General features: G+C 35.6%; 11 protein-coding genes. 5 read left to right on the top strand and 6 right to left on the bottom strand.

Annotated features, from left to right (window positions below):
• Positions 1 to 142: 142 nt before the first annotated feature.
• The 5 genes from gatB to pcrA all read right to left on the bottom strand — a co-directional run bounded on the left by gatB (position 143) and on the right by pcrA (position 7,683).
• Positions 143 to 1,603 (bottom strand): Asp-tRNA(Asn)/Glu-tRNA(Gln) amidotransferase subunit GatB, encoded by a 1,461-nt coding sequence (gene gatB / locus SUCMO_RS0108225; protein WP_019880200.1) that lies wholly within the window; start codon positions 1,601 to 1,603, stop codon positions 143 to 145.
• A gap of 3 nt (positions 1,604 to 1,606) precedes the next feature.
• Complete coding sequence (gene gatA, locus SUCMO_RS0108220) at positions 1,607 to 3,070, bottom strand: Asp-tRNA(Asn)/Glu-tRNA(Gln) amidotransferase subunit GatA (RefSeq protein WP_019880198.1); 1,464 nt, start codon at positions 3,068 to 3,070, stop codon at positions 1,607 to 1,609.
• A 12-nt stretch (positions 3,071 to 3,082) separates the two neighbouring features.
• Positions 3,083 to 3,373, bottom strand: a complete 291-nt coding sequence (gene gatC, locus SUCMO_RS0108215; RefSeq protein WP_019880197.1) for an Asp-tRNA(Asn)/Glu-tRNA(Gln) amidotransferase subunit GatC — start codon at positions 3,371 to 3,373, stop codon at positions 3,083 to 3,085.
• Positions 3,374 to 3,450: 77 nt separating this feature from the next.
• Positions 3,451 to 5,445 (bottom strand): NAD-dependent DNA ligase LigA, encoded by a 1,995-nt coding sequence (gene ligA / locus SUCMO_RS10635; RefSeq protein WP_019880196.1) that lies wholly within the window; start codon positions 5,443 to 5,445, stop codon positions 3,451 to 3,453.
• A 15-nt stretch (positions 5,446 to 5,460) separates the two neighbouring features.
• Entirely contained in the window at positions 5,461 to 7,683 is a 2,223-nt protein-coding gene (pcrA, locus tag SUCMO_RS0108200; protein ID WP_019880195.1) for a DNA helicase PcrA, read from the bottom strand.
• A 129-nt stretch (positions 7,684 to 7,812) separates the two neighbouring features.
• On the opposite strand from pcrA, the gene SUCMO_RS0108195 reads away from it, so the two are divergent.
• Complete coding sequence (locus SUCMO_RS0108195; RefSeq protein ID WP_019880194.1) at positions 7,813 to 8,598, top strand: tRNA 2-thiocytidine biosynthesis TtcA family protein; 786 nt, start codon at positions 7,813 to 7,815, stop codon at positions 8,596 to 8,598.
• A 36-nt stretch (positions 8,599 to 8,634) separates the two neighbouring features.
• Complete coding sequence (locus SUCMO_RS0108190) at positions 8,635 to 8,922, top strand: hypothetical protein (protein ID WP_033297141.1); 288 nt, start codon at positions 8,635 to 8,637, stop codon at positions 8,920 to 8,922.
• Here the strand turns inward: SUCMO_RS0108190 and SUCMO_RS0108185 are convergent.
• Positions 8,915 to 10,471 carry an ABC-F family ATP-binding cassette domain-containing protein gene (locus SUCMO_RS0108185; RefSeq protein WP_019880192.1) on the bottom strand — a complete coding sequence of 519 codons (1,557 nt, stop codon included), beginning with the start codon at positions 10,469 to 10,471 and terminating at the stop codon, positions 8,915 to 8,917. The two genes, SUCMO_RS0108190 and SUCMO_RS0108185, sit on opposite strands and share 8 nt — an antisense overlap.
• Positions 10,472 to 10,572: 101 nt before the next feature.
• Here SUCMO_RS0108185 and SUCMO_RS0108180 point away from each other — a divergent pair, with 101 nt between their 5' ends.
• The 3 genes from SUCMO_RS0108180 (at position 10,573) to SUCMO_RS10630 (ending at position 13,369) form a co-directional block, all read left to right on the top strand.
• Positions 10,573 to 11,037, top strand: coding sequence for a NanQ anomerase/TabA/YiaL family protein (locus SUCMO_RS0108180; protein WP_019880191.1), 465 nt, complete (start codon positions 10,573 to 10,575; stop codon positions 11,035 to 11,037).
• A gap of 100 nt (positions 11,038 to 11,137) precedes the next feature.
• Entirely contained in the window at positions 11,138 to 11,833 is a 696-nt protein-coding gene (locus SUCMO_RS0108175) for a response regulator transcription factor (RefSeq protein WP_019880190.1), read from the top strand.
• Positions 11,834 to 13,369 carry a sensor histidine kinase gene (locus tag SUCMO_RS10630; protein ID WP_019880189.1) on the top strand — a complete coding sequence of 512 codons (1,536 nt, stop codon included), beginning with the start codon at positions 11,834 to 11,836 and terminating at the stop codon, positions 13,367 to 13,369. It abuts the gene before it with no gap.
• The last annotated feature ends 55 nt before the right edge of the window (positions 13,370 to 13,424 follow it).

Here is a 13,424-nt window from a genome sequence, read left to right as displayed (position 1 = left end):
GTTTTTATAGCCCCTTGGTTTTTTGAGTCTTGAAAATATGGTAAAAATTTAAAATCAATAAAAATGAGTTAGACTACTACAAGTAGTCTAACTCATTTACTATTTTCAGAAGTTTGTTGAATTTTTAAGGATAAACTGGTGGCTATTGATTAAGTTTGTCTTTAAGCAAGTTGTTTACCATATCAGGATTTGCTTTACCACGACTTTTTTTCATTACTTGACCAACTAAAAAGCCAATAGCCTTTTCTTTACCTGCTTTGTAGTCTTCAACAGATTTAGGATTTTCGGCAATTGTTTCTTCTACAATTTTTTCTATGGCGCTAGTATCGCTAATCTGTTCTAAACCCTTTTCTTTAATGATCACGGCAGGTTGTTTGTTGCTAGCTATCATTTCTTCAAAAACTGTTTTTGCAAGCTTGCTAGAAAGCACACCTTTATTAATAAAAGCAACTAGACTAGCAATATTAGCTGCAGAAACTTGAAAGTCACTAATAGCAACATTATTGTTATTTAAATAAGCAGAAATATCACCCATTAGCCAATTAGCAATAGCTTTGGCATCGCGAATTTTATCTTCCGCTTGAGCAACTACTTCATCAAAAAACTCAGCCATGGCTTTGGTAGAAGTTATTACTTCGGCATCATAGGCAGGTAGATTATAATCAGTGATTAAACGGTTTTTGCGAGCTTCTGGTAGCTCGGGAAGATTAGTTTTAACACTGTCAATCCAAGCATTATCAATTAGGATGGGAACTAAATCAGGTTCCGGAAAATAACGATAATCGTGAGCTTCTTCTTTAGAACGCATAGACAAGCTAATTCCTTTATTGTCATCCCAAGTACGTGTCTCTTGAATAACTTTACCACCATCGTCTAAAATTTCCGCTTGGCGAATTTCTTCATACTCAATAGCACGTTGCACAGCTTTAAAAGAATTTATATTTTTAGATTCACTACGTGTGCCAAATTTTTCTTGCCCGTAAGGACGCAAAGAAACATTGGCGTCACAACGTAAACTGCCTTCTTGCATTTTACAATCCGATACATCTATATATTCCAAAATAGCTTTTAATTTTTCCATGAAAATTCTGGCTTCCTCAGGTGACCTTAAATCTGGCTCGGAAACTATCTCGATAAGTGGCACGCCAGCACGATTATAGTCAACTAATGAGTAATCGGAATCACTAATTGTATTACCAGAATGTACTAATTTACCAGCGTCTTCTTCCATATGAATTCTGGTGATGCCAATTCTTTTGGTAACGCCATTTACTTCAATATCAATATGCCCATTTAAGCAAATTGGCAAATCATATTGGGAAGTTTGAAAGTTTTTAGTTAAATCGGGATAGAAATAGTTCTTTCTGTCCATTTTATTGAATTGTAGAATCTCACAATTAAGTGCTAAACCAGTTCTAATAGCGAATTCTACTACTTGTTTATTGAGTACAGGTAGGCTCCCTGGCATACCTAAGCAAACTGGGCAAACATGAGTATTGCTATCGCCACCAAATTCGGTAGTACAACCGCAGAAAATTTTAGATTTAGTTTTTAGTTCGACGTGAACTTCAACGCCAATGACTGTTTCATATTTTTTCTTCATCGCTTATTGCCCCCCTAACTTAGCTATAAATTTGTGGTGGCTAGTATTTTGTTCGAAAGTATAACTTGCTCTTAATAAGCTCTCTTCACCTAATGGCTTACCAATTAATTGCAGACCAACAGGTAGTCCGTCTGAGAAGCCACAAGGAACTGATATTGCTGGCAAACCAGCTAAGTTTACGGGAATAGTATAGACATCTAGTAAATAAGCAGAGAGTGGATCAACCATTGCACCTACTGGATAGGAGACAGTTGGACTCGCTGGAGTTAAAATTACATCAACTTTATCAAAAGCTTTATCGAAATCTTGTTTAATAAGGGTACGAACTTTCATCGCTTTTAAATAGTATGCATCATAATAACCTGAACTAAGTACATAAGTACCTAACATAATTCTTCGCTTAACTTCGGCGCCAAATCCTTCTGTACGAGAATTAGTAGTCATTTCTACAAGATTTTTACCGTTTTTACTACGATAGCCATAACCTACCCCATCATAACGCGCTAGGTTCGAAGATGCTTCAGCGGGGGCGATAATATAATAAGTTGTTACCGCATATTCAGTATGTGGCAAAGAAATTTCAACAATTTCACCACCTAAAGCTTCAATTTGTTTGACTGCTGCATTAATAACTTCAGCAACTTTAGGGTCTAAACCTTTAGCGAAATATTCTTTGGGGAGTCCGAAGCGCATGCCTTTAATATCATTAACTAAGGCTTTGGTATAATCTGGGATTGATAAATCGATGGAAGTAGAGTCTAAAGGATCATGTCCAGCAATACTATTCAAAACAATAGCTGAGTCTTCTACAGAACGAGTTAAAGGACCAATTTGATCTAATGAGGAAGCATAGGCCACTAAGCCGTAACGAGAAACTAAGCCATAGGTTAATTTCAAACCAACAATACCAGTAAATGAAGCTGGCTGACGAATAGAGCCACCAGTATCAGAACCCAAAGTCCAAATTGCTTCTCCGGCAGCTACAGCAGCTGCTGAACCTCCAGAAGAACCGCCAGGGACATTATTTAAATTCCAGGGATTATAAGTTTTGTGAAAATAGGACGTTTCCGTACTAGAACCCATTGCAAATTCATCCATATTAGTTTTGCCAATTAGAACATAGTCTTGAGCAATTAGCTTATTTACAACAGTTGCATTGTAAGGGGGGATGAAGTTTTCTAGCATTTTAGAGCCACAACTTGTAAGAATATTTTGCGTACACATATTATCTTTAAGCGCAGCTGGAATACCAGCTAAAGGAGCTATTTTTTCGCCACGCGCTATTTTCTCATCCACTTTTTTAGCGGTATCTAGAGCGAGCTCTTTATTGCAAGAAATATAAGCTTGCACTTTTGGCTCTACTTCGTCAATACGCGCAAAAACGCTGTTTGTTAGCTCGATAGAACTGATTTCTTTATTAACAAGCTTATTGTGTAAACTTTTTATTGTTTCGTTATATAATTCCACCTTCAAATCCTCCTAATTATCGATTACTTTAGGCACGACATAGCACCCATCAAGTTTTTCTGGCGCATTTGCTAGAGCCATCTCATTAGGCAAGGAAGCAAAAACGACGTCGGGGCGTAGCACATTTTTTAAAGGCAATACTTGTGCAGTTGCCTGGACTTGAGTTGTATCGAGATTATTAAGAATTTCTGCATAGTTAAGTATATCGTTAAATTGAGCTGTAAAAGTATCAATTTCTTGTTCGTCAATTGACAATCTTGATAGTTTAGCTACATGAGCGACATCCTTTGCTGAAAGTTTCATTTTACACCATCCTAATCATATATAATTTAATAATAACAAAGATAATATTAGCATATTAAAGCAATATTTGTGAATAATCATTTTAAAATATTCAAAAATTCTTCTTCATTTAATATTTTAAGACCTAAATCTTGAGCTTTTTTTAATTTACTGCCAGCCTTGTTGCCTACAACAACGATATCAGTATTTTTACTGATTGAATTGACAATGTTAGCTCCAAAACTTGAGGCTAATTTGGCAGCTTGTTCTCTAGTTAGTGTTTCTAAGCTTCCGGTGAAGATAATATTTTTACCGAGCAATTTTGAGTTACTGGGTGAAGCTGTAGTTTTAGTAACAGTGAAATTCAAACCTGCGGCTTGTAGTTTTTTAATCAGAACAATGTTTTCAGGATTAGCAAAGTACAATAAAATACTTTCTGTGATTTTTTCGCCAATATCAGAAATGAGTTGCAAATCTTCCTTGCTGGCGGTCATAAGTTTGTCGATACTTTTAAAATGAATACTTAGTTGTGTTGCTGTTTTGTAGCCAATGTGTGGAATTCCCAAGGCGTAAAGCACATTAGCAAAATCCAATTGCTTGCTTTCGGCTATTGCAGCTAGGAGATTTTCGGCTGATTTTTGACCTAAACCAGGTAAGTTAGCAATTTGCTCTAAAGATAATTGATATATATCTGCAGGGCTGTGTAAAAGATTATTTTCGATTAAGAGAGCTATAATAGAACGTCCTAAACCCTTGATATTCATTCCTTGCTTGCTGACAAAGTGCTCAAAACTTTTTTGATTAATTGCAGGACATTTGGAATTTATACATTTGTAAGCAACGAGTCCAGGTAATTTAATTAAAGGGTGATAACAGCTTGGACAACTATCTGGTAGTTCGTAAATTTTACTATCGTTGGGACGATTTTTAAAATCGACTTCAATTACTTCTGGGATTATTTCTCCGGCTTTTTGTACGAGGACTGTATCACCAATGCGAATATCTTTTTGAAAGAGATTATCAAAATTATGTAGACTGGCTCTTGCGACCATACTTCCTGAGAGTAAGACTGGTTGTAAAACTGCAATAGGGGTAATATTCCCAGAACGACCGACTGAAGGTATGATGTCTAAAAGTTTAGTATAGGATTTTTCAGCTGGGTACTTGTAAGCAACAGCCCACTTGGGATCTTTTCCCGTAAATCCAAGTCGTTCTTGCATAGCAATACTATCGACTTTTAGGACAACTCCATCTGTGGCATAAGCAAGAGAGACTTTTTGAATTTGAAAATCTCGAATATACTGCTCAATATCTTTTTTTGCTTTTAGCTTTTGGCAATGCTCGTTTACTGGAAAACCAAGTTCTTTTAAAAATTGCAGATTTTGCCAGTGTTCAGCTTTACTACCTGTAGCAAGAGCATAGGCGAAAAATTGCAAATTGCGTTCACGTGTTATTTGCGGATCTAGCTGTCTTAAAGAGCCTGCGGCAGCATTGCGGGGGTTAGCAAATAAAGGTTTACCTTGTTCTAGTTGCAAATTGTTTAGTTCTTCAAAAGTTTGATAGGACATGTAAACTTCACCACGTACATCTAAAATCTCAGGTAATTCGCTACTTTGTGGCAAAGTCTTGGGTATACTAGCAATATTTTTTACATTTGCCAAGATGTTTTCCCCAACTTTTCCGTTGCCACGCGTAGCAGCTCTAACTAAATGTCCGTTTTCGTAAATTAAACTTACTGCCAAACCATCAATTTTTGGTTCTAAAACAAAGCAGAGAAAGTCACTTTGTTTATCAAGTCGTTCTAAAAAAGTATTTAACTCCTCTAAAGAAAAAACATTGGCTAGACTAAGCATCGGCGTAAGATGTGTAATTTGTTTAAAAGTTTTGGCGGGTTTGGACAACAGTTTTTGACTAGGGGAGGTAGCAGTTATAAGTTGAGGAAATTTTTTCTCTAAGCTGATAAGTTGTTGCATTAAGGCATCATACTCTGCATCACTGATGAGCGGACTGTCTAAATCATAGTACTGATGAGCATGTAGAGCTAGATCTTGTTTTAACTTATTAATATGTTCTAAAGCTTGTTGCTCAGTCAAGAATTATCACACCTTTTAATTGTTTATTTTAGATATAAAGTCACCCATACTAACTATGGTTTTGCTACCAACATCGGAAAATTGAATGGTTAATTCTTGGTAACTATTGCTAGGTTTTACTGCACTTACAGTACCTATTCCCCAAACTTTATGTTGAACTTTGTCGCCAGGAGCATAGGAACAACTCGGCCCAGAACTTGTTGTGGTAAAACTAGTTTGGGGTTTATTGAAACCGAAATTGCTTAGAATTACTGGTCGATTATTGGCTTTACGAGAATTTTGTCGACCTTGTTTACTTGTTCGATCTGGTTTACGGATTAAAATTTCACTGGGAATTTCAGCGATAAAACGAGATTCAGGAAAAGAAACAAAGTTTCCATGCATCATGCGTGTGGCTGAACTAGATAGGTATAGTTCGGTTTTGGCTCTAGTAATACCCACATAGCAAAGGCGACGTTCTTCTTCTAATTCCTTAATGTCATTAAGTGCTCGTGAATGTGGGAAAAGTCCCTCTTCTAGGCCTACTAAAAAGACTGTGTCAAATTCTAAACCTTTAGCAGAATGCAAAGTCATTAATTTTATGGCATTGTTTTCAGTATCTGCAGAATCGAGGTCACTAATTAGGGCGACATGCTCTAAGAATGATTCTAGTGGATTATCGCTATTTTTTTGAGAAACTTCTTTGGCTAAATTTAGAAGTTCATAAATGTTATCAGTTTTCTCTTGCAACTTTTCTGGTGTATCGGCTTGTAGTTCAGCAAGATAGTTAGTAACATTTAAAATAGCATTGATTAATTGTTCGATGCTTTTGCTTTCATCATATAGGGCACGGAGATTTTTTAACTGCTCAATAAATATTACCAATTTACTCGCAAAACGCGCAGAAAGTTCTTCGATTTCTTTAGCTTGTTCCAAAGCTTGGAATAAACTAAAAGAATTAAGCGTTGCGAAGGCTTGAACTCTGCCAATAGTTGCATCACCAATACCACGACGAGGCACGTTAATAATTCTAAGTAGACCTAAGTTGTCTTGGGGATTGAAAATTACTCGTAAGTAAGCAATGATATCTTTGATTTCACGGCGATCATAGAATTTTAGCCCCCCAACCATAGTATAGGGAATTGATTTACTTAAGAGTGATTCCTCAAAAAGGCGAGATTGATTATTGGTGCGGTATAAAATGGCAAAGTCACTAAAAGATTTGTTGGGATTAGCGGCAAGAGCTTTAATTCGATCCGTAATGAAGTTAACTTCTTCTGTTTCTTCATGGGCACGATAATAGGTTATTTTAGCCCCAGGATCATTATCAGTCCAAAGATTTTTTTCTTTGCGTAAGTCATTGTTTTGAATAACTGCATTAGCAGCATCAAGAATATTTTTACTCGAGCGATAATTTTTATCGAGTAAAATTGTGGCGCAGGTTGGGTAATCCTTTTCGAAATCTAAGATGTTTTGCATATCGGCACCTCGCCAACCATAAATACTTTGGTCAGCATCTCCAACTACACAAATATTTTTATGGGTTTCACTTAGCATTTGAGCTAAGAGGTATTGAACTTTGTTTGTATCTTGGTACTCATCGATAAGTATATAATTAAATTTTGTTTGATATTTTTTTAATACCTCAGGGTTTACTGAGAGTGTTTTGACTGTAACTAATAATAAATCGTCAAAATCTAAAGCATTATTAGCCAAAAGTTTACTTTCATAAAGATTATAAATAGCGGCTATTTTTTCTTCAAAGAATCCTGTAGCTTGCTTTTCAAAGCGGGCAGCATCCATTAGATTATTTTTAGCTTTAGAAATAGTAGAGCTAACACTATAGGGTGAGAATTTTTTATCGTCTAAATTTAATTCTTTAAGACAGGTTTTGATAATATTTAGAGAATCACTAGAATCGTAAATTGCAAAGTTCGGAGAATAACCAGCAATATTATTCACTTCAATCCGCAGAAATCTGGAGCAAAAAGCATGGAAAGTATGAATCCAAATATCTTTGGCCACGGTTTCGCCAACAATATTGGCAACACGATGGCGCATTTCTCCCGCGGCTTTATTGGTGAAAGTTATTGCTAAAATTTTATAAGCTGGCACTCCTTTTTCCAATAAATAAGCGATACGACTAGTTAGTACTTTTGTTTTTCCAGAACCAGCACCTGCCATAATCAATAAAGGACCGTTGATGTTACACACGGCCTGTTGTTGTTGGGGATTTAAACCATTTAAGCTAATAGACATTGTGCCTCCTAAAAATCTTTTTGTTTGGTTATATTTAAGTTTTCGTTTATAATAACCTTGAGATATCTATATATTTTAACACAAAACCAAATAATTTGCTTGGATTTTAAAGAATAAAGGATGGTTGCTTTGCAGGAAACATTAAGTAAATTTTGGCGTGCAGTAATTGAATTTGATATGTTGCAGGCCAATGATAAAATTTTAGTTGGTTTGTCGGGGGGGAAAGATAGTTCCTTTTTGTTACAGTGCTTTAGTTTGGCAAAAAAAATTCTGCCTTTTAAAATAGAAGTGGCAGCATTTACCATTGATCCATGTTTTACTGAAGATTTTCCAATGCGTAAATTAGAAAAATTTTGCGAAAGTTTGCAGATTGATTTTTTTCACGAGCAAGTAAATATAAAAAGTGTTATTGCTGAAAAAAAATATAAAAGTCCCTGCTTTACTTGTGCCTATTTTAGAAGAGCTGGCACAAATCGTGTTGCTAAAGAAAAAGGTTTTAATAAAGTAGCCTTAGGACATCATCATGATGATGCGGTGGAAACTTTTACTATGAATATCTTAACTTCTGGCCAGGTTAAGACTTTTTTGCCAGTGACTTATTTAAGTAAAATGGATTTGCAGGTACTCAGACCATTAGTGTACTATCGCGAGCAAGAAATTGTTGAATTTAACAGAAAGTATGCTATCGAAGCGATTAAAAGCCCCTGCCCATATAACGGCTGCACTAAACGAGAAGAAGTGAAAAGCCTTTTACAATATTTAAATACCAATATTGACCCTCAGGCTTATGAACATTTAGCGGCGGCAATGCGGTTGGCTCCACAACAAGACCTATGGCCTGAAAAAATAAATAGAGATGTTTTGGCTAAAAAACATCGTGATTTTTGGTATCAAAAAAGCGTTTCAGAACAATGAAGCTCTGAAACGCAATAAGTATAAAAAAGAGGTGTGATGATGATTTATTTGAAAAACCCAGCAAATGAAATGATAATTAGTTGTCCAACTGGTTTTTCTTGGACTAATTTTTTCTTTGGAGTTTTTGTACCTTTATTACGGGGTGATCTGAAATACACTATAATTCAATTGATTGCAGCAGGTTTAACGGCTGGAATATCTTGGTTTGTATTTCCCTTTTTCTATAATAAGTTATATATTAAAAGTAAATTAGAAAAGGGTTTTATCGCCAGCGATGATTACAGTCACAATTACTTGCTGAAAAATGGCTATTTATCTAAATAGTTTTTGTAGTCCAATCTTCAACATTTAGAACTTGGGTAATCCAGTCTTGATAAAATTCAGGTTCATGTGAAACTAAAAGAACACTGCCTTTAAAAGCTTTTAGGGCACGTTTAAGTTCTTCTTTGGCATCAACATCAAGGTGGTTGGTTGGCTCATCCATAACTAGCCAATTTATATCTTTAAGGGTTAGTTTGCAAAGACGAACTTTAGCTGCTTCGCCGCCACTTAGCACAAAAACCTTACTGGTAATATGTTCACTGGTCAATCCGCACATTGCCAAAGCTTGGCGAACTTGGTAATTGGTAAGGCCAGGGTATTCTTGCCAAACATCTTCTAAGGCAGTATTTTCGTTTTTGCTACTTTCTTCTTGCTCAAAATAACCAGGCTCTAAATAGTCTCCTAAAGTGATACTGCCACTTAAAGGTGGAATAAGACCAAGAATGGTTTTCAATAAAGTAGTTTTACCCAAACCATTAACACCCTTAATAGCTATCTTTTGGCCACGTTCAATATTGAAACTAACAGGTCTAGTCAGTGGCGTATCATAACCGATAACTAAGTCTTTGGCCTGAACTATAAAGCGACTAGGCGTACGAGCTTCGCGGAACACAAAAGTAGCTTTAGGCTTTTCTTTTGGTTTTTCAATAAGCTCCATTTTATCTAATTTCTTTTGGCGACTTTTAGCACGACCGGTAGTGGATATGCGAGCTTTATTACGAGCAATAAAATCTTCTAATTGCTCAACTTCTTGTTGTTGACGCTCATAGGCTGCATTTTGCTGATTTTTGTAGATTGAATATAACTCTTGAAATTTGTTGTAATCACCAGAGTAACGAGTTAATTCACAGTTTTCGATATGATAAATAACATTTACTACACTATTTAAAAAAGTGATATCATGGGAAACTAAAATAAAAGCATTCTCGTAGTTTTGCAAAAACTTTGTTAGCCAAGCTATGTGCTCTTCATCTAAATAGTTAGTAGGTTCATCTAACACTAAAATATTTGGGTTTTGAAGCAATAATTTTGTTAGCAGAACTTTGCTACGTTGACCACCGGAAAGATCAGCGACATCGCGTTGGAGACCAACACTAGCTAGACCTAGACCGTTAGCAAATTCTTCGATTTTGGCATCAAGAGCATAGTAGTCAGCATGCTCGAGGGTATCTTGAATGTCGCCAACTTCAGCCAGCAACTTATCCATTTGTGTAGGCTCAGTATCACCCATTTGCTCATACAAGTCTAACATTCTGGCATTTAGGTCATGTAAGTAATTAAAAGCTTCGCTTAAAACTTCTTTAACTGTTTTTCCGCGAGTAAGGGTGGAGTGTTGATCAAGATAACCAATCGTAATTTTATTTGCCCACTCTATCTTTCCCGCATCTGGCATTAGCTGATCAGTTACAATGTTTAAAAAAGTAGATTTCCCTTCCCCGTTTGCACCAACTAGGCCGATGTGTTCGCCTTTTTCTAAACGAAAAGAGACATCTTCTAAAATATGGCGACCGCCAAAATCATGGGATACATTTTCAACAATTAATAAACTCATTTAATGAAATACCTCTTAATTTAAATTTTAATAAAGGTATTTTAACTTATTTGCTAAATGTTTGTCAAAAAATATAATTTTTAAAAAGGGAAGTGTTAAAAATGATAATTGAAGAAAGAAGCAGTATAAAAAACTTACTACCATATGTACAAGGAAATCTAAAAAAAGGGTTGGCGTTTTTAGCTGACTTAGATTTAAAAACCGCAGAAGTAGGGGATTATCCCATTGATGGAAAAAAAGTTTATGCCAAAATAAGTGAATACAGCACTCTAGCACGTGAAGAAAAAAAAGCCGAAACCCATGCTAAATATATTGATATTCAGTTTTTAATTAGTGGTGAAGAACGGGTTTATACGCATCCTTGGCAAGAAACATTACAAGTTGTTGAGGATTTATTGGAAAGCAAAGATGCTTGTTTTTACAAAGTGCAAGAATCAACTAGTCATGTTTTAGCTGGTGAAACTTTTGCTGTATATTTTCCTTGGGAAGTACATCGCCCAGGATGTAGTGTTGGAGAAAATTCTTGTCGAGTAAAAAAACTGGTTATTAAAGTGTTAAGAGAATAAATTATAAATTTCACAAAAAGTTTGCTTGTTGCTCATGGCTAGATATGTTAAAAGTATAGTTAGCGAAAACCGCAAACTAGTTATTTAAGGTTGTGATTAAATGATAAAGGTATTGATAGTTGATGATGAGCCGCAAATTAGAGATATATTGCGTTTGTATTTTGAAAAAGAAGAGTTTCAAGTTTTTGAAGCAGTAGATGGAGCACAAGCGTTACTGAGCTTGCAAAGCATTGCGCCTAATCTAATTGTTTTAGATATAATGATGCCAGTATTAGATGGGGTAGAAGTTTGCAAACAGGTGCGAAAAATATCGACGGTGCCGATTATTATGCTGACAGCCAAAAGCGAAGATGATGATCGAATTATGGGTTTAGAAATGGGCGCAGATGATTATATTGGTAAACCGTTTAACCCTAAAGAAGTAGTAGCTAGAGCACGAGCCATATTAAGAAGAGTTAGTTTTGCTGATGAAAAAATGCCTAATAACGACAAAGTATTAGAATTTCGTGAGCTGAAAATAGATTTACAAGAATATCAAGTTATAGCTTTTGGCAAACAATTGGCGTTGACTGCCAAAGAAATGGAGTTATTATGGTTTTTAGCTAAACATGCTGGGCGGGTTTATTCGCGTGAACAATTATTGGAAAGTATATGGGGTTATAGCTATTATGGAGATACACGTACGGTTGATACTCATATTAAAAGGTTGCGCTCCAAACTTGATATTCAAGAAGGCAGTGACTGGGATATCAAGACAGTATGGGGTGTAGGCTATAAATTTGAGGTGCTAAAATAAATGCGTAAATCATTAGGAACAAAGCTGTTTTATAATTTTGCAGCGATAATTATTGCGCTCCTATTGAGTATGGCAATCGGTATATCTTATTTAATTTACGAACATTTTTTTGAAGCTAAGCGTGATGAACTAATTCGTTATGCACAAGAAATTGCGATAAATATGGAAAAAAGTGAAGACACCTTACAAGGTGCTGCTTTACAAAACTATTTAAACCGAGTAGACGGTCTAATAAAAGCACGAATTTGGGTTTTAGATGAACGTAAGCAGGTAATAGCAATATCAAGAGCCCCAATGATGGGAATGAATGGCGAAAATGGTATGCATAATAAACAGCGTAAGGCTATGCTGAACTCGAACTTGGAGCATCACGAACGTGAATTACAAGAAAAACCATTCGCGCCTAAACCGCAGGAAAAAAATCGTGTGGATGATTTTTTGAATTTTTTGCAGCCAATTTATGAGGGCAAAATCATCAAAAAAGATTTTTATCACCCAACTTATCAAGAACAAGTGTTATTTGTGGGTATCCCAATTATGGATAAAGGCAAGGTAGTGGGTGCAGTATTAATATCTAGTGCTGTAAGTGGAATGCGTGATTTTATAGTTGGAGTTTATGTTTATATCGGCTTAGTTATGTTAGTTGCAATCTTTTTAAGTTTGGTTTTGGTTAATCATTTTTCTAAAAATACTATTGCACCGCTTTTGGCTATGCAAAAAAGTGCAGCAGCAATGGCTAAAGGTGATTATAGTCAAGAAATTAATATTGAGGGCGATGATGAAGTTGCTGATTTAGGCCGTTCTTTAAATTCATTAGCTCAAGATTTAAATGTTTTTGTTGAAAAAATGCAAACTCAAGAGAAAATAAGACGTGATTTTGTGGCTAATGTTTCTCATGAATTGCGTACGCCACTAACTATTATTGGCGGTTATAACCAAGCAATATCAGATGGAACGGTTAAAGATCAAGAGAAAATTAAAAGCTACCAAAACATTATTCGCGATGAAGTACAGCGTCTTGAACGCCTAATCAAGGATTTATTGGATTTAAGTCGCTTACAGGCTGGACAAGTGATTTTAAAAGAAAAAATTCCGTTAGCAGAGTTAGTTAGTGACGTAGTCGACAAAATGCAAATAAAAGTGCAGGGGAAAGACATAAGCTTTATTTTAGCTTTAGAACCAATAAAAATTTTAGCAGATGGTGATCGCTTAGTACAATTGATGATTATTTTGTTAGATAATGCTATAAAATATACGCCAGCACAAGGGGAAATAAAGGTTAGTTTAAATAATGTCGCCAATAGAGCTGTTTTAGAAATTAGAGACACGGGTAAAGGTATTCCACAAGAAGATTTACCTTATATTTGGGAGCGATTTTATAAGGTTGATAAATCGCACTCGCGTCTTGATGGGGGAATTGGTGTAGGTTTAGCAATTGCGAAAGAAATTGTTATGTTGCACAAAGGACAAATAAAGGTAGAAAGTGAATTAAATCGAGGGACTAGTATTAGTATTGATTTTCCGATTGGCGAATAGATATGATATAGGTCGCACTGTAAAGTGCGGCCTAATTATAGGATAAGGGGTAAGG

It is taken from the genome of Succinispira mobilis DSM 6222 (assembly GCF_000384135.1).
Classification (GTDB): domain Bacteria; phylum Bacillota; class Negativicutes; order Acidaminococcales; family Succinispiraceae; genus Succinispira; species Succinispira mobilis.
The sequence above is the reverse complement of the archived record's forward strand: the minus strand, read 5'-3'. Positions and strand labels throughout refer to the sequence as shown.

Coding starts and splice junctions, on each gene's coding strand:
- gatB (WP_019880200.1), bottom strand. CDS start 1,603: ATGAAGAAAAAATATGAAACAGTCATTGGCGTTGAAGTTCACGTCGAA.
- gatC (WP_019880197.1), bottom strand. CDS start 3,373: ATGAAACTTTCAGCAAAGGATGTCGCTCATGTAGCTAAACTATCAAGA.
- pcrA (WP_019880195.1), bottom strand. CDS start 7,683: ATGTCTATTAGCTTAAATGGTTTAAATCCCCAACAACAACAGGCCGTG.
- SUCMO_RS0108190 (WP_033297141.1), top strand. CDS start 8,635: ATGATGATTTATTTGAAAAACCCAGCAAATGAAATGATAATTAGTTGT.
- SUCMO_RS0108185 (WP_019880192.1), bottom strand. CDS start 10,471: ATGAGTTTATTAATTGTTGAAAATGTATCCCATGATTTTGGCGGTCGC.
- SUCMO_RS0108180 (WP_019880191.1), top strand. CDS start 10,573: ATGATAATTGAAGAAAGAAGCAGTATAAAAAACTTACTACCATATGTA.
- SUCMO_RS0108175 (WP_019880190.1), top strand. CDS start 11,138: ATGATAAAGGTATTGATAGTTGATGATGAGCCGCAAATTAGAGATATA.
- SUCMO_RS10630 (WP_019880189.1), top strand. CDS start 11,834: ATGCGTAAATCATTAGGAACAAAGCTGTTTTATAATTTTGCAGCGATA.